We start from the raw sequence: 13,528 nt of genomic DNA, 5'->3' as shown, positions 1-13,528 counted from the left end.
CGCCGATCACACTCCCCAGCCTGCGGTGTAGTGCCGCGGCTCGTAGTCACTGCGCTCGATCAGCCGTGCCGTCTCGGCCAGTTCGTGCTCGGCCTTGTCGAGGAGGTTGTGGGCGGCCCGTCTGCCCACTGCGGATCCGTCCCGTTCCCGCGCCGCGTCGAGATGGGTGATCGCGCGGGTCAGTGACGGGTTGCTCGCCTCGGTCGTCAGGCCGGACACCTCGACCGACAAGGCCGACAGCGCGGCCAGGCGCACCGTCGGCGGCCTGCCGTGCGAGGGCCTGCGGCGCAGCGCCGTCACCGACAGGACGATGACGCCGAGCACGCACGCGGCGAACACGAACGGCAGCGCAGGCAACGTGACCTTCAGCGGGTCGAACGGCTGGTACGGCAACGGGCGGTCGAACAGGCCCGCGTACCGGATGTCGGTCACCTTGTTCAGCCATGCGAACAGGACGTTGTCCTGCGGGTAGTCGTAGCGGCTGATCCGGTCGCCCAGCATGCCGTAGACCCCGGCGGTGGCCACCTCGTAGAACTGGTCGCGGTACGGACCCGCGTAGTCGACGTAGTTGCCGTACAGCACGACGACCGGCGTGTCCGGGAACCGCTCGGCGAGGGCCGGTGCGTAGTCCGGTACCGGGCGGCCGGTGTCCTGTTGCGGCAGCGCCACGATCATCGGCTCGGTGTCGGGGAAGGCGTTCGCCGCGTTGCCGGGCACGTCGGACAGCGTCGCCCCGTCGGCCACGTGCAGCCGGTCGCGTTCGAGGTCGGCGGTCACGGTGCCGAGTTCGGCCGAGGTCGGTTCGCGCCAGGTCAGGCCGGGCGCCGTCGGCGGGTCTCCCGCGTCCCGCATGCCGGTGATCACCGCGGCGAGCAGCCCCGTGACGTCGCCTGCGGCGAACTGCCGCTGGAACCCGTCGATGTCGTCGGCCGCAGCCGTGTACGGGCCGCCTCTGACCTTCGTGCCGGTGACCGTGACCAGGTCGAACGGTGCGTCGGCGATGCTGTCGTCCTCGACCACGGCGAGTACGCGTTCGGTTTCCTGCTCGTCCAGTCCGGGTGGGGCGAACAGCAGCCGGACGCCCGCGGTGTCGACGTGCTCGCGCAGCCACTGCCGGTTCCACTTCGCGCTCGCTCCCGGCAGGCGGACGACCGGTTCGGCCTGCACCTGCCGCACCATCTCGTCGGTGGAGGGCACGGTGTGGTCGCTCAGCTCGCCCGATTCGCCCTCCTCGTAGTCCGAGGACGGCGACTCGCCGTAGCTGACATCGATGTCGCCCTGGCGCTGCTGCAGCAGGAAGATCACCGCGACGGCGATCGCGACGCCTGCCAGCACCCATCGTGCGATGCCGAACGTGTTCTTACTCATCGCACGCTTCCTGCCACAGCCTGTCGGCGCGTTCGGCCAGTTCGGTCGCGGTCCGTGCGGCGTCCGGGCCACCGCTGAGCGCCTCGGCCTCGGCGAGCAGTCGCCGCGCCTCGGGAACGTCGGCGGCGCAGGCGTCGCGGCTCACGCCGGCGGCGGCGATCGCCGCCTTCGCCGTCGCCCAGGCCGCGCGCTTCCGCGCCGCGTGGGCGCGCAGCCGTGGCAGGTAGGCGCTCACCACGCCGGCGCCGATCAGCACGAGGCCGCCGATGAGCCAGATCATCCAGGTCACCGCAGGAGTATCGCCGATACGGTGCCGGCTCCGCGGCCGGACCTGACATCTCGGGCACAAGTCACAGTCCGCGCCCGCGGAGTGTCACCGTGCGGTTCCGGGGCGTCGCGTTGCGCGCTGGTAATGAACCACGGCGATCCCCAACAGGATTCCCCAGAGCACGAACCACGGATCCCACAGTGCGAGGTGCCAGTAGAAGGCGTACCAGTCGATCGCGGCGGGGGCGTCCAGCACGCCGGTGGCGACGAGCAGTTCGGTACCGACCGTCACGCCCCCGTAGCCGAGCAGCAGCACGGTGGCGGCCCATCCGCTCGCCAGCATCAGCATGCGCGGGAAAATCCGCCCCCAGCGCTGCACCAGAGCGAGGGAGTAGACCACGCCGGCGGTCTTGACGATCGTCGCGCCCCACGCGAGCAGGCCCGCTTCACCGGCGCGGGCCATCTTCTCGATCTCGCCGCCCACGGTCTCGATCCCGATGAGGCCGCCGAGGGCCCAGTAGAGGCTGATCGCGGCGAAGAGACCACCCCAGACCGCCGAGGCGTAGGCGGCCCACACGGGCCGGCCACGTTCGGGTCGCGCGGCCGGCTCGGTCATGCTCGTCATTGTTCCCCGCTTCCGTTCGTTCGTCCGGTCAGATTCCGGGCCGTGTTCTCTCCGCCGCAGCCGAGCGGACCGCGGACAGGATGTCGCGCCGGATCAGTCCACTTCCCGCGCGCACGAGCAGCCAGTACTTCGCGAACGCCTTCCGTGCGCCCTCGTCGGTCGCCAGCACCCTGGTTTCCGTGGACAGCCGGGTTTCCCGGCCGTCGGCGGCGAACCTGAAGTTCATCGCGACCTTGGTCCATCCTGGCTCGTCGAACCTGAGAAAACTCTCCAGGTCTCCGCGGGGCACGTCCGGTCGGGTCGGGCCACTGCCGGTGTAGTCGGCGATGTCACCCAGGATCAGTTCCCTCGGCGGGTCGGCGCAGAGCTCGCGCGGCGGCACGTTGTCGAGCGCGCGCCCGTCACCGCCGTCGAACGGGGCGAACCACGCCTTCGGCCCGCCCCGCAGTCTGCTGAGCAGGGTGCTGAGGGGAAGGTCCCGCACGCGCAGGTCGGTCAGCGCGGCCCACGCGATCTCCGGCGGGCCCGGAACGCGCGTCTCGTGGTATTCACGCCGGTCGTGATCGGGGAGCAGCTGTTCCAGCCGGTAGGTCATAGGTCTCCTCGGGTTCGGCCGCGTCGTAGCGGTGGCGGACGTGGTTCAGCGCGCCGAGCAGCTCCGCACTGCCGACGTGTCGCGGCCGGAGATCGGCACCGGGACGGACGGGCAACGAGCCCACGTCCGACCAGCACACGCGACCGCTCTCGTCGACGTAGCTGCGGGTTCGGCCCGCGTTGTCGGTGTGCAGGCAGTACGGAACGTCGAGCAGCCCCAGTTCGAAGGCCTTGACCAGTGCCGCGCCGATGTCGTCGTCCAACGCCAGCACGGCCTCGATGAGCGTGTCCGCATCGGCGCGGATCCCGGTGTCCGGTACTGCCTCGCCGTCGGGGACGTCGTGCCGGGCGGTCGCCGCCGCCTGCTCCAGCGCAATGACGTTCTCCTCGATCGTGGGGATCCGGAACGCCTCGGCCGCGGTCTTCACGATCAGCCGTTCCGCTCCGCCGAGGACCGCCAGCCTCGCGGAGTCGGTGAGCAGGGTGACCGCTCCGGATGCCGATCGCGGATACACACCCATGTACGCGTACACCACGATGTGGCGGTCGAGCCCGGTGAGATGACGATCGGCGATCGCGCGCAGAGCGTGCAGGGCCTCGAGGTCCTGGTGCATGCTGGTCTGCTGGGTCAGCGACAGCGACACCGAGCGGATCCCGTGCTGGGCGAAGAACATGCCTTCCAGCACCGAGACCGCGATCAGTAGTGCGGGCGGGCAGAGCTGGCCGAGCATGCAGCCGCCGAAGGTCTCGACATGCGCGCGTGGTCCGACGGTGGCGAACCGTGCGGTCGCCGAGGCCCAAGCGCCGACCGATTCGCGCAGCGGCACCCGTCCGTAAGGCAGACAGTACGACACCGGACCGCCTTCCGTGGCGTCGATGCCGAGCTCGATGAGCGTGTCGACGATCGGCCCGGGACGGGCACTGCCGTGCCGCACTTGAACGGGGAACCGGGCGGTGCGGACGTCGTCCAGCATCGTCGTGGTGACCGTCTTGTCCGCGGTGACGAGCGGGTAGCCGTTGAGGTCGGTCCCGTCGGCATCGGCACGGCGGAGCGCGGCGAAATCCCCGACGCGGGTGTAACTGTCCAGGGTGATCGTGCCGACCGTCGCCGCGTCCGCATCCCGGGTGGCCGACAGTCCGGCCCGCATCCGCTCGGGTGCGGAGAAGCCCATCCGCGGCTGGACGACCAGTTCGCCGGTGTCCGCCGCATCGCGTACGACGGCGGCGAACGAGCCGTTCGGCTCGGGTACCGGTGCGGTGTCGCGGCACTGCACCGGGGCGGGGTCACGACTCATCCGGCGTCCCGTACCAGTCTCGGCGGGGCGACGGATTCGAGATACCGCACGAAGCTCGCGGGGTCGGCGTTGTCGGCGAACACGGCGTTGAAGCCGCGCTGCACGAGGCCTGCGGCGAGTGCGGTGTCGTCCTCGTCGCCCACCCCCAATTTCCCGCCGATGACCACCGGCAGGTCCGACAGTCGCTCGTCGGCACGGACCCGGTCGATGAGCCGCTGCCCGTCGACGTGTCCGTGCCCGTTGACGGTGCTGATGACCACCGCGTCGGGCCGATGGGCCGCGCACTCGGACACCAGCAGTTCGTCGGGCACACAGGCACCCAGGTTCACGACCTCGTGCCCCGTCTCCTCCAGCAGCAGTTGCAGAAACACCAGGTTCCAGGTGTGCGAATCGGACGAGACACTGGACACGAGCACGAGCGGCCGTCTCCGGCTCACTTCGGACATCAACTCTCCGATCCCGGGCTCAGCCGCAGCCGCCCGCGGTGTCGTGATCGAAGGCTCCGACGGCCGCGGTGACTGCTGACGGCACATCCGCCAACGGGTCCTCGGAAGGTCCCGCGGGCAGGCCCTGGTCGAGCGCCGGCTCGAACACGGCGAGGAAGTCGTCGAGGCGATCAAGGCCCCAGAACTTCTGCGAGCCCCAGCGGAAGTACGGCACACCGAAGACGTCGTCGTCGTAGACCTTCATCAGCGCGTCCACGCCGGCGGCACGGATGTCGGGATCGGACGGAGTCTCGAGCAGCGGATCCGTGGGAAGGTCGGCCTCGACGAGGATCGCGCGCAGATTCTCGGTGTCGCAGATGTTCTCGCCGCGTTCCCACCGCGCCGCGGTCACCGCACGGTAGAACTCCCGGTGCACACCCATTTCCCTGGCCTTGATCCAGGCCAGGTGCGGCAGCTCCCACCACGGGTCGTCGTCCACCGGCCACTGCATCCGATAGCCGAACTTGGCGGCGAGCCGCTTGGTGTCGTTGAGGATGTACAGGTGCTTGGCCTTGCTCATGTGGACGTAGTGGAACTCACCGCCCCGCTGCGCCAGTGCGCGTGCCGATTCCTCGTCCGGTTCGAAGAACGGAATGTAGTCGATCTTCTCGTCGGCGTTCGGCACCCGCTGCTCGAGCTGTCGAACGGCCATCCAGCTGAACGGACTGCGCAGCGAGAAGTACAGGCGGGGTTTGCGTTTCGGCGTGCTCATGCCCGGTCTCCCGTCAGCGCCTTCTTGGTGTCCTCGTCGAGCAGGGCGACGGTGCCGGCCTTCTCGCCGCGGCTGATGGCGTACCCGTGCATGATCGTTCCGGTTGCGGTGCGGACCAGCCGGTCACCCCGTCGTACGTAGCAGTCGAAGGTGGCGGTGTAGGACATGTCCTTGATGAAGTCCTGCACCGTGAACACGGTGTGCACGATCTCTTCCATGTGCGCGTCCGCCGTCAGCCGGACCCGTGCGCGTGAGACCACCGGGATCCAGGCGCGTTCCTCCAGCATCTTGCCGACGCCGAGTCCGCGGTCGTGCAGGAAGTGGTCCACGACCTCCTCCATCGCCCGCACGTAGGCGGAGTGCTGCACGCGATCCGAGTAGTGGCAGTAGAAGTACGGTGCCCGCCACGACCACAGGTAGGCACCCGAGCCCTGCGGTGCCAGGACATCGGCGGCGTCCTGCCCGTCGGAGATGGGAAGTGCGGTCTCGTCCGCGTCGGCGAGTGCGGCGACCTCGTCCAGGACGAGTCCGGAGACCGCCGAGGGAGCCGGTTCGGAGGCGGGCGCATCCTTCTCCGCGATCAGCGCCACGCGCACCTTTCCTTTGAGAGCCAATACCTTGTCGTCGGACTTGCGGATCAGGATGCGCGCGGTGAACGCCGCGCCGTGACCCGGCTTCTGCCGCGTCGCGGGCTCGACGACGACCTCGAGGTCGTCGTCGACCTCCAGTACGTGCGGCAGCTGCACCGACGAGTCGACGATCTCCAGCCCGACACCGTGGCGGTGATACAGCTCGCGCGCCCCGAGCTCGTTGTCCCGGAAATGTTCGAGAACGGCCGCCTCGACCAGGTACATGAAGTGCTTGAACCCGATCCAGGTGCGGATGTTCGCGCCCTCGTAGGAGGGTGTCGCCTCCAGCGTGGTCGCCTCGGTGTCGGTGATGGTGGTCATGCGTGTCCTCCGGTCGGTGCGTGACGTGCCAGGAACTCCGCCGCTTCGGCGGCGATGCCTGCGGGCTGTTCCTGATGGCAGAAGTGGGTGTAGTGGTCGTACATCGACACCGTGGTGTGCGGCATCTGCTCGGCGAGCGCGTCCGCGCGTTCACGCGTCAACGCGATGTCGTGGGTTCCCGCGACCACGAGTGTGGGAACGTCCACATCGGACAGATCAAGGTAGCCGGTTCTCGTGAAGAAGTCGAAGAACACCGGGAAGACCTGTGGCATCAGCCGGTCCTCCAGCCCCTGCTGCATGATGGTGAACACGTCGGGGTCGACGGAGCGTCCTTCGAGCCCGACACGGAGGCCGGTGCGGATGGTGGCGCGCAGTGCTTCCCTGCACGGTTCCCGCAGGCTCTCGACCGGAGTGTGCGGGGCGCGGTAGCACGGGGCGAGCAGGACGATGCTGGTCGGACGGTGGCCGTGGGCAAGGAGTTCGAACGTCGCGGTGGCACCGAACGAATGACTCAGCAACCGGTGCTGCCGGTCGCCGACCGCCTCCAGCGCGACGTCGACGGCATGGCCCAGCCATTCGCCCGGCGTGCCGTCGCCGGCCCAGCGGTAGTCGTTGCCGGGCCGCCACGGAAGATCGAGGGCGACCACCCGGTAATCACGGGCGAGGCGCTCGGCGATCGGTGTCCAGATGCGCCAGCTGTCCTCGATGCCGTGTGCGGTGAGCACGGTCGGACCGGTGCCCATCGCCCACGCGCCGACCCCGTCCCGTTCGGCGATCCTGTGCCACTCGGTCACCGTGACTCCACGGTCAGTGTCGCGTAGCCGTCCTGGTGGTCTCCGCAGCTCACCGACCCGGGAACGGCGTCCCCGGAGACTGCGGTCGCCAGTTCGACGACCCCCTCGGCGCCGTAGGTCTCCCCGGCGTGGCCGGTTACCGTCCCGGTCGTGGGTGCGTCGGCGGACCGTGTGAGCGTGCCGAGCCGGGGGCCGTCCGCGTCGGGTTCGAGGACCACGGCGGCGGCCGCCGCGCGGATGCCGGGGCGCAGTGCGGTGGCGATGTCGTCGTCGGGTTCGGCCCCGACGACGACACAGCGGTGGGTGCGTCCCGCGCGCACGAGCAGTGAGCCCAGCCGCACCGCGTCGAGCCCGGCCGTGGCGCCGCTGGAGACGAGGAAGTTCGGCCCGGTGAAGCCGAAGCGCAGCGCGATGCTGCTGGCGACGACGTTGCTGGAGGCGTTGGGCCCCTCCATGATGCTCACCCCGTCCTTGCCCTCGGTGCGTACGGTGTCGACCAGGTTGCACACGGTCGCGACGTTGCCCAGGTTCGAGGCGACCACGACGCCCGTCCCCTCGGCGCCCGCGACGGGCCCGGCGACTTTGCCGATGCCCAGCCCGAGCGCGGTCTGCGCGGCGCACATCGCCAGCCGTGTGGCCGGTTCCTTGGCGAGCAGACCCTTGCGGCCGAGTACCCGGTACGCCTCGGCGGGCGCCACCGCAGGTTCGGCCGGTCCGCCGGGAATGTCCGCGGCCGACAATCCGGGAAGGTGCACGGCCGCACCCGTGACGGAAACCGGGGGAACCGGCAGCTGTCCGGACGCTGGTGCGCTCATCACGCCACCTCCACAACGGTCACCGCGTTGACACCGCCGAATCCGAATGCGTCGACCTGCGCGAGTGTCGCCGTGGTCGGTGCGGCGTCGCCGACGACGAGGTTCAACCCGGCCGCCTGTTCGATGGGGGTCCGCAGGCCGGTGACGGCGGGGATCGTGCCCGTGCGCATCGCGGTGAGTGCGACGATCGTGTTCATCAGCGACGCGCCGCCCGACGTGTGTCCCGTGGCGCCCTTGATCGCGGTGATCTGCGGGCGGGACGTCCCGAACGTCTCGGTGAGCGCGCCTGCCTCGGTGGGGTCGTTCAGCGCCGTTCCGGTGCCGTGCGCGACGACCAGTCCGATGTCGGCGGGAGTGACACCCGCCCGTTCGTGCGCGTCCCGCATCGCGCCGACGACGCCTGCCTGGTCGGGCGCCGTCTCGTGGTGGGCGTCGCAGGTCAAGCCGACGGAGCGGATCCACCCCAGTGGGGTGCGGGCCTCACGTTCGATCACCACCGCCGCGGCCCCCTCGCCGAGCAGCACGCCCGTCCTGTCGACGTCGAACGGCTCGACGGCGGCCGTCAGCTCGTCGCCGATCTTTCCGATCATGGTGAGCATGCTCTCGGTCCTCGAGTCGGTGCCCGCGGCCACGACGACGTCCGCCTCGTCGGCGGAGAGCAGGTCCATGCCGACCGCGAGCGCGTATCCGGACGCCGAGCAGGCGTTGGACACCGTGAGTACCTCGGCCACGCCCGGCAGGGCCGCCCGTACCGCCTCGTCGAAGTGCAGCTGCCGCACGCCGAACGCGGCGCCGTCGCGGTGCCACCGTTCGAGGCTCCGGAGCTCCCGCAGGCCCGAGCCCACGACGACGGCGACCCGCCTGCCGTCGAGTTCCAGGCCCGCGGTCGCGTCGCGGATCACGCCGGTCAGCCAGCCGGAGGCGCGGCTCTGCGACTCGTCGCCGTCGGCGATCGGGTAGCCGTAGACGACACCCATCGCCTCGGTGTCCATTCCCCGAAGCGGGGCGACACCGCTCTCTCCGGCGAGGAGCGCGTCGACGGTGCGGTCGGTGTCACCGAAGCACGTGGTCATCGCCGCACCGGTGACGGCGGCGGAAGTTCCGGTCTCACTCGGAGGCGCGTGCACGTCCCCTCCAGCCTCGAAGCACCGCGGCGCCCACGACGCCGTCGGGGGTGTGTGCGGTCAGTAGGGAGACCTCGCCGTCGCGGCTCTCGCCGCTCCGGTGGCCCGCGAGCAGTGCGGCGAGCTGCAGTGCTCCCGACGCGGACATGGCCTCACCCAACTGCTGCTTGACCCGGATCCGGTGGGCGGCGGTGCCGACCGTGGACGTGATGGCGGAGTCCTCGTAACGGTCCGTGGCGGGCATGGTGTTCTCCGCCGACGCGACGGTGGACACCTCGTCCGGGGTGATTCCCGCACGAGTCAGTGCACGATCGATGCATCGTGCGAGGGATGCCGAGAAATCGGGCGACAGGTCGCTCTCGGTGTCGGGGACGTGCGTGGCGACCTCGACGGCAAGTACCTCTGCGTCGGGCACCCGGCCCTGATCACGGACTCGTGCGGCGTCCTCGACGACGAACATCGCCGCGCCCTCACCGGCGGAGAGCTCGCCGCCGCCCGCACGCATGGCGAACTCGTTCGCCCACGCGGTCTGGGGACCGAACTCCTCGGTGGCTCCGACCACGAGCGTCTCCACGCGGTCGAGTCCGATCTGGGTGCGCGCGTAGCGCAGTCCGGACAGCATGGCCGCGGGGCCGCCCGCGAGCGTGGCGTTGACGCCCTTGAGCCGGTACCGGATGGCCGACTGTCCCGCGGCACAGTTCATCACCGCGTTGGGGAAGATCAGCGGATTCACCAGGTACGGCTTGTCCTCGACGAACGTCGCCCTGCCGTAGTCGCTCGTCGACTTGACGCTGCCTGCCGTGGTGCCGAGCGCGACCCCGACCCGTTCCGCGTTGTCCTCGTCGATCACGAGTTCGGCATCCGCGAGCGCACCGCCGCAGGCCACCATCGCCAGCGCGGTGCTCCGGTCGAGGAAGGACGTGCCTTTGCGGCCGAGGTGGTCCTTGGCCTTGAAGTCGGGCATCGCGAACGCGTCGGAGCGGGGGAGGGGTTCGTCGTCGAACATCTCGGTGACGTCGGTGTTGCCGCGGGCACCGGTGTTGAAGGACTCGGTGAATGTGTCCGGGCCGATGCCGATCGGGCTCACGGCGCTCCACCCCGTGATCGCCAGCGTCTGCTGGGCCTGCGTGCTCATGCGTACCGTCCGAAGATCGTGATGGCGTTGTTGCCGCCGAAGGCGAACCCGTTGACCTGGGCGATGTTCACGGTCTGTTCCCTGGCTCTGTTCGGAACCGGGTCGATGTGCGGAATGTCGGGGTCCAGCATGGCGAAGTTGATGGTGGGCGGCAGGAAAGACCGGTGCATGCCGAGCACCGTTGCGATCGCGCTGAACCCGGAGGCCGCACCCATCGTGTGCCCGAGCATCGACTTCACGGAACTGATCGGCGGGGTGTTCGCGTCGAACGCCTCCGTCATCGCGGTCGCCTCGGTGAGGTCGTTCGCCGGCGTTCCGGTGCCGTGGGCGCAGATGTAGTCCACATCGGACTGATCGATACCGGCATTGCCGTGGGCGATTCGCGTGCACTGCACAATGCTGTCCTTGTTGGGAGCGGTCATGTGGTCGGCGTCGCAGTTGAGCCCGTAGCCGAGAACCTCGGCGTAGATCCGCGCCCCGCGGCCCAGCGCGGACTCCAGGCTCTCCAGGAAGACCACGGCGCCGCCTTCGCCGGTGATGATGCCGGTCCGGTCCTTGTCGAACGGCCTGCAGTCGCGTTCGGCCACTGCGCCGAGGCGGTAGAACCCCGCGTGGCTCCAGCGGTTCACCGAATCGGCCCCGCCCGCGAGCATGTAGTCCTGTTCGCCGGTGTGGATCTGGTCGTAGGCGTGCCCGATGGCGTAGTTGCTCGCCGAACACGCGGTGGAAAGGGTGAGTGCTTCGCCGGTCAGGCCGAGCTCCCGGTTGGCCGCGACGGCCAGCCGGGAGCTCGGGATCTGACCCATGCGGTCGCGGTCGACGCCCTCGAAGCCGACGGTGAGCGCGTGCTCGGTGAGCGCTTCGAGGACCTGCGACTCGCCGCCGGTCGTTCCCATGCACGAGCCGGCGGCCGACCGGGACAGCTCCGTCGGGTCGATACCGGCATCGGTGACGGCGAGCCGGGACGCCGAGGCCGCGAAAAGGCTGGTCCGGCCCCAGTCCTGCGGGGAAATGCGTTCCAGCAGGCCCTTGGGGTCGAAGTCGTCGACCTCGCCCGCATGGATGTGCGGGAAGCCGGTGGGGTCGAAACCCGTGATCGGGCTGATCCCGCTGCGACCGGCCTTCAGGCTCTCGGTGAACGCGTCGGCGCCGGTACCGATGCTCGATACCGGGCCGACACCGGTGATGACGACTCGACGGTTCATGTCTCAGTCCTGCCAGTCCGCGTACTGCGCGACGACGTTGTAGACCTCCTGCAGATTCACCATCTTCGGCAGCTCGCTCTGCGGGATGTCGACCTTGTACTTCTTCTCGATGCGGGCGAGGATCTCGATGGCACGCAGCGAATCCGCCTCGTGGTCGTCGATGAACAGGCTCGTGTCGGTGAGTTCGTCGTCCTCGATCTCGAGAACCTCCACCACGATTTCCTTCAGTTCTTCCATCTTGGACCGGTCGATGGCCGTGCTCATGTGTTTCTCCTTGGGGTTCGGGGAAAACCGCCCGGATCGGTTCGGGCGGGGGTCAGGTGAGTGTCATGTCGTCGCGCAGGGCGACGAGCATCGAGTCGGCGGTGACGATCCGCCGGTCGCCGGCCCAGGTCTCGCCGTGCATGAAGGCGTTGTCGCCCTTCGTGCTGTCGAGTTCGACGATGTGGCGCAGCACGTCGCCGGGGTAGGCGGCGCCTTCGATGGTGAACTCGCGTGCGGAACCGAACACGAGCGTGCCGCGGGGCTGCTCGCCGGCGAGGATCGCCGAGTGGAGCCAGAGCGCCGCGCTCGCCTGTCCCATCGACTCCATGAGCAACGAGGCGGGGTAGGCGTGGTCGGCGTGCACGGCGTCGTCGCTGAGACCGCCGTAGCAGGGCTCAGTGCCGGTCACGGCTTTGATCGCGACGATCCTCCTGCCCGGTTCGAACTCCACCACGCGGTCGAGCTGCAGAATGGGGTGCCGGTGAGCGAGAATGCGTTTCAGGTCGGCGTGCTCGAGGGGCGCCTGTGTCGTGTGGACGGTCGTGTCCGGAGTTTCGACGGTCATCGCAACTGCGCCTCCCGGGTTCGGAGTCGCAGCGTGATCCGGGCGCAGTTGCGTCCGTCCTGTCGGTGGCACCGTGCCTTCACCACGAGGGAACCGTCGTCGTCAGGTGTCCCGATGGTGAGCGTCGTCGTCATGGTGTCCCCGGGCACGAGGGTTCCCGTGAAGCGCACCGACGTGACGTCCGTGAGCATCGCATCGATCCCGCCGGCCGCCAGAGCCGCCCGTGCGGCCTGCTGGACCGTCTCGATCGTGAACACGCCGGGGTAGATGGTGAGGTGCGGATAGTGCCCGGACAGGTAGTCGTCCTCGGCGACGATCTCCTTCACCGCCACGGCGGTGCCCGGTTCCGGAACGTCCAGCGTGTCGAACGCCCTGATGGGTGCCGCGTAGGACTTTCCGGCGTTGTCGACGCCGCTCCGGCCCTCATCGGGGCGTTCGGCTGAGTGTGGCGTCCGTGTGCGGTCCGTGGTCTCCGTGTCGACGGTCATCAGATCACGATCCCGCCGTCGACCTGGAACACCTGTCCGGTGATGTAGCCGGCGCGGTCCGATGACAGGAAGGCGACCATGTCCGCGACGTCGTCGACGCTGCCCAACCGGTTGAGCGGGATGCTCGACAGCGCTGCCGCGCGGGCCTTGTCGTCCAACGCGTCGGTCATGTCGGTCTCGATGAACCCGGGCGCCACGACGTTCACCCGCACGCCGTACGGTCCGAGCTCTTTCGCCAACGACTTGCTCATGCCGTTGATTCCGGCCTTGGCCGCCGAATAGTTGGTCTGGGTGCGGTTGCCGTACACGCCGGCGACCGACGACATGTTGATGATCGTTCCCTGCTTGCGCTTCATGAAGCCGAACGACATCAGGCGACAGAACGTGAAAGTGCCCGACAGGTTCGTGTCGATGACGGCGTTCCAGTCCTCGGCGGGCATGAGAACGGCCGGATTGTCCCGAGTGATGCCCGCGGAGTTGACCAGCGTGTCGATGGTGCCGATCTCGGCCTCGGCGGCTTTGACGAACGCTTCCACATCCGCGGCGTCGGCCACGTCGCACGGCGCGTGATACGTGGCCGCGCCGCGCTCGTCCAGTTGGCGGGCGGTCTCCTCGGCGGCTGCGGATTCCGACCGGTAACAGAACGCCACGTCGAATCCGTCGTCGGCCAGCCGCAGGGCGACTCCCTTTCCGATTCCCCGGGATGCCCCGGTGACCAGTGCTCGACGCTGTTCAGACATCGTCAACCTCATCGCCTTCGCGTCTCGTGTGGACTCGAGTGACTTTCATTGCGTCCCAGTTGAAAACTATCGATGCAGCACCGGGGCGCCAATCGTTCTTCC

17 protein-coding genes are annotated in these 13,528 nt (G+C 69.1%); all 17 read right to left on the bottom strand.

Features of this window, described 5'->3' with window-relative positions:
• Positions 1 to 6 precede the first annotated feature (6 nt).
• The gene (locus LY41_RS05825) at positions 7 to 1,368 is read right to left on the bottom strand and encodes a hypothetical protein (protein WP_253862750.1); all 1,362 of its coding nucleotides are present in this window, start codon (positions 1,366 to 1,368) and stop codon (positions 7 to 9) included.
• On the bottom strand, positions 1,361 to 1,648 hold the full coding sequence (locus tag LY41_RS05820; protein WP_301296757.1) for a DUF6403 family protein: 288 nt from the start codon (positions 1,646 to 1,648) through the stop codon (positions 1,361 to 1,363). The genes LY41_RS05825 and LY41_RS05820 overlap by 8 nt, the downstream gene beginning before the upstream one ends.
• A gap of 93 nt (positions 1,649 to 1,741) precedes the next feature.
• Positions 1,742 to 2,251 (bottom strand): DUF3995 domain-containing protein, encoded by a 510-nt coding sequence (locus tag LY41_RS05815; protein WP_253862748.1) that lies wholly within the window; start codon positions 2,249 to 2,251, stop codon positions 1,742 to 1,744.
• A 37-nt stretch (positions 2,252 to 2,288) separates the two neighbouring features.
• Positions 2,289 to 2,855, bottom strand: coding sequence for a hypothetical protein (locus tag LY41_RS05810; RefSeq protein ID WP_253862747.1), 567 nt, complete (start codon positions 2,853 to 2,855; stop codon positions 2,289 to 2,291).
• The gene (locus LY41_RS05805; RefSeq protein ID WP_253862746.1) at positions 2,809 to 4,149 is read right to left on the bottom strand and encodes a methylaspartate mutase; all 1,341 of its coding nucleotides are present in this window, start codon (positions 4,147 to 4,149) and stop codon (positions 2,809 to 2,811) included. Before LY41_RS05805 ends, LY41_RS05810 begins: the two co-directional genes overlap by 47 nt.
• Positions 4,146 to 4,595, bottom strand: coding sequence for a cobalamin B12-binding domain-containing protein (locus LY41_RS05800; RefSeq protein WP_253862745.1), 450 nt, complete (start codon positions 4,593 to 4,595; stop codon positions 4,146 to 4,148). The genes LY41_RS05805 and LY41_RS05800 overlap by 4 nt, the downstream gene beginning before the upstream one ends.
• Positions 4,596 to 4,614: 19 nt before the next feature.
• Complete coding sequence (locus LY41_RS05795) at positions 4,615 to 5,346, bottom strand: 2-hydroxychromene-2-carboxylate isomerase (protein ID WP_253862744.1); 732 nt, start codon at positions 5,344 to 5,346, stop codon at positions 4,615 to 4,617.
• Positions 5,343 to 6,296, bottom strand: a complete 954-nt coding sequence (locus LY41_RS05790; protein ID WP_253862743.1) for a thioesterase family protein — start codon at positions 6,294 to 6,296, stop codon at positions 5,343 to 5,345. The genes LY41_RS05795 and LY41_RS05790 overlap by 4 nt, the downstream gene beginning before the upstream one ends.
• Positions 6,293 to 7,090: an alpha/beta fold hydrolase gene (locus tag LY41_RS05785; RefSeq protein WP_253862742.1), complete on the bottom strand. Its 798-nt coding sequence runs from the start codon at positions 7,088 to 7,090 to the stop codon at positions 6,293 to 6,295. The genes LY41_RS05790 and LY41_RS05785 overlap by 4 nt, the downstream gene beginning before the upstream one ends.
• Positions 7,087 to 7,905, bottom strand: coding sequence for a beta-ketoacyl synthase N-terminal-like domain-containing protein (locus LY41_RS05780; protein WP_253862741.1), 819 nt, complete (start codon positions 7,903 to 7,905; stop codon positions 7,087 to 7,089). The genes LY41_RS05785 and LY41_RS05780 overlap by 4 nt, the downstream gene beginning before the upstream one ends.
• A complete protein-coding gene (locus LY41_RS05775; protein ID WP_253862740.1) occupies positions 7,905 to 8,978 on the bottom strand; it encodes a beta-ketoacyl synthase N-terminal-like domain-containing protein in 1,074 nt (357 codons plus the stop codon). Before LY41_RS05775 ends, LY41_RS05780 begins: the two co-directional genes overlap by 1 nt.
• Positions 8,979 to 9,012: 34 nt before the next feature.
• Positions 9,013 to 10,164, bottom strand: a complete 1,152-nt coding sequence (locus LY41_RS05770; RefSeq protein ID WP_253862739.1) for a beta-ketoacyl synthase N-terminal-like domain-containing protein — start codon at positions 10,162 to 10,164, stop codon at positions 9,013 to 9,015.
• Positions 10,161 to 11,369, bottom strand: a complete 1,209-nt coding sequence (locus LY41_RS05765) for a beta-ketoacyl-[acyl-carrier-protein] synthase family protein (protein WP_253862738.1) — start codon at positions 11,367 to 11,369, stop codon at positions 10,161 to 10,163. The genes LY41_RS05770 and LY41_RS05765 overlap by 4 nt, the downstream gene beginning before the upstream one ends.
• 3 nt (positions 11,370 to 11,372) lie before the next feature.
• Positions 11,373 to 11,633 (bottom strand): acyl carrier protein, encoded by a 261-nt coding sequence (locus LY41_RS05760; protein WP_253862737.1) that lies wholly within the window; start codon positions 11,631 to 11,633, stop codon positions 11,373 to 11,375.
• A gap of 52 nt (positions 11,634 to 11,685) precedes the next feature.
• Complete coding sequence (locus tag LY41_RS05755; RefSeq protein WP_253862736.1) at positions 11,686 to 12,198, bottom strand: 3-hydroxyacyl-ACP dehydratase FabZ family protein; 513 nt, start codon at positions 12,196 to 12,198, stop codon at positions 11,686 to 11,688.
• A complete protein-coding gene (locus LY41_RS05750) occupies positions 12,195 to 12,686 on the bottom strand; it encodes an ApeI family dehydratase (RefSeq protein ID WP_253862735.1) in 492 nt (163 codons plus the stop codon). Before LY41_RS05750 ends, LY41_RS05755 begins: the two co-directional genes overlap by 4 nt.
• Positions 12,686 to 13,426 carry a 3-oxoacyl-[acyl-carrier-protein] reductase gene (gene fabG / locus LY41_RS05745; RefSeq protein ID WP_253862734.1) on the bottom strand — a complete coding sequence of 247 codons (741 nt, stop codon included), beginning with the start codon at positions 13,424 to 13,426 and terminating at the stop codon, positions 12,686 to 12,688. Before fabG ends, LY41_RS05750 begins: the two co-directional genes overlap by 1 nt.
• Between the last annotated feature and the right edge of the window lie 102 nt (positions 13,427 to 13,528).

It is taken from the genome of Prauserella halophila (assembly GCF_024171895.1).
Classification (GTDB): Bacteria; Actinomycetota; Actinomycetes; order Mycobacteriales; family Pseudonocardiaceae; genus Prauserella; species Prauserella halophila.
The sequence above is the reverse complement of the archived record's forward strand: the minus strand, read 5'-3'. Positions and strand labels throughout refer to the sequence as shown.

Coding starts and splice junctions, on each gene's coding strand:
- LY41_RS05770 (WP_253862739.1), bottom strand. CDS start 10,164: ATGAGCACGCAGGCCCAGCAGACGCTGGCGATCACGGGGTGGAGCGCC.
- LY41_RS05825 (WP_253862750.1), bottom strand. CDS start 1,368: ATGAGTAAGAACACGTTCGGCATCGCACGATGGGTGCTGGCAGGCGTC.
- LY41_RS05760 (WP_253862737.1), bottom strand. CDS start 11,633: ATGAGCACGGCCATCGACCGGTCCAAGATGGAAGAACTGAAGGAAATC.
- LY41_RS05800 (WP_253862745.1), bottom strand. CDS start 4,595: ATGTCCGAAGTGAGCCGGAGACGGCCGCTCGTGCTCGTGTCCAGTGTC.
- LY41_RS05790 (WP_253862743.1), bottom strand. CDS start 6,296: ATGACCACCATCACCGACACCGAGGCGACCACGCTGGAGGCGACACCC.
- LY41_RS05815 (WP_253862748.1), bottom strand. CDS start 2,251: ATGACCGAGCCGGCCGCGCGACCCGAACGTGGCCGGCCCGTGTGGGCC.
- fabG (WP_253862734.1), bottom strand. CDS start 13,426: ATGTCTGAACAGCGTCGAGCACTGGTCACCGGGGCATCCCGGGGAATC.
- LY41_RS05805 (WP_253862746.1), bottom strand. CDS start 4,149: ATGAGTCGTGACCCCGCCCCGGTGCAGTGCCGCGACACCGCACCGGTA.
- LY41_RS05810 (WP_253862747.1), bottom strand. CDS start 2,855: ATGACCTACCGGCTGGAACAGCTGCTCCCCGATCACGACCGGCGTGAA.
- LY41_RS05780 (WP_253862741.1), bottom strand. CDS start 7,905: ATGAGCGCACCAGCGTCCGGACAGCTGCCGGTTCCCCCGGTTTCCGTC.
- LY41_RS05820 (WP_301296757.1), bottom strand. CDS start 1,648: ATGATCTGGCTCATCGGCGGCCTCGTGCTGATCGGCGCCGGCGTGGTG.
- LY41_RS05750 (WP_253862735.1), bottom strand. CDS start 12,686: ATGACCGTCGACACGGAGACCACGGACCGCACACGGACGCCACACTCA.
- LY41_RS05775 (WP_253862740.1), bottom strand. CDS start 8,978: ATGACCACGTGCTTCGGTGACACCGACCGCACCGTCGACGCGCTCCTC.
- LY41_RS05755 (WP_253862736.1), bottom strand. CDS start 12,198: ATGACCGTCGAAACTCCGGACACGACCGTCCACACGACACAGGCGCCC.
- LY41_RS05765 (WP_253862738.1), bottom strand. CDS start 11,369: ATGAACCGTCGAGTCGTCATCACCGGTGTCGGCCCGGTATCGAGCATC.
- LY41_RS05795 (WP_253862744.1), bottom strand. CDS start 5,346: ATGAGCACGCCGAAACGCAAACCCCGCCTGTACTTCTCGCTGCGCAGT.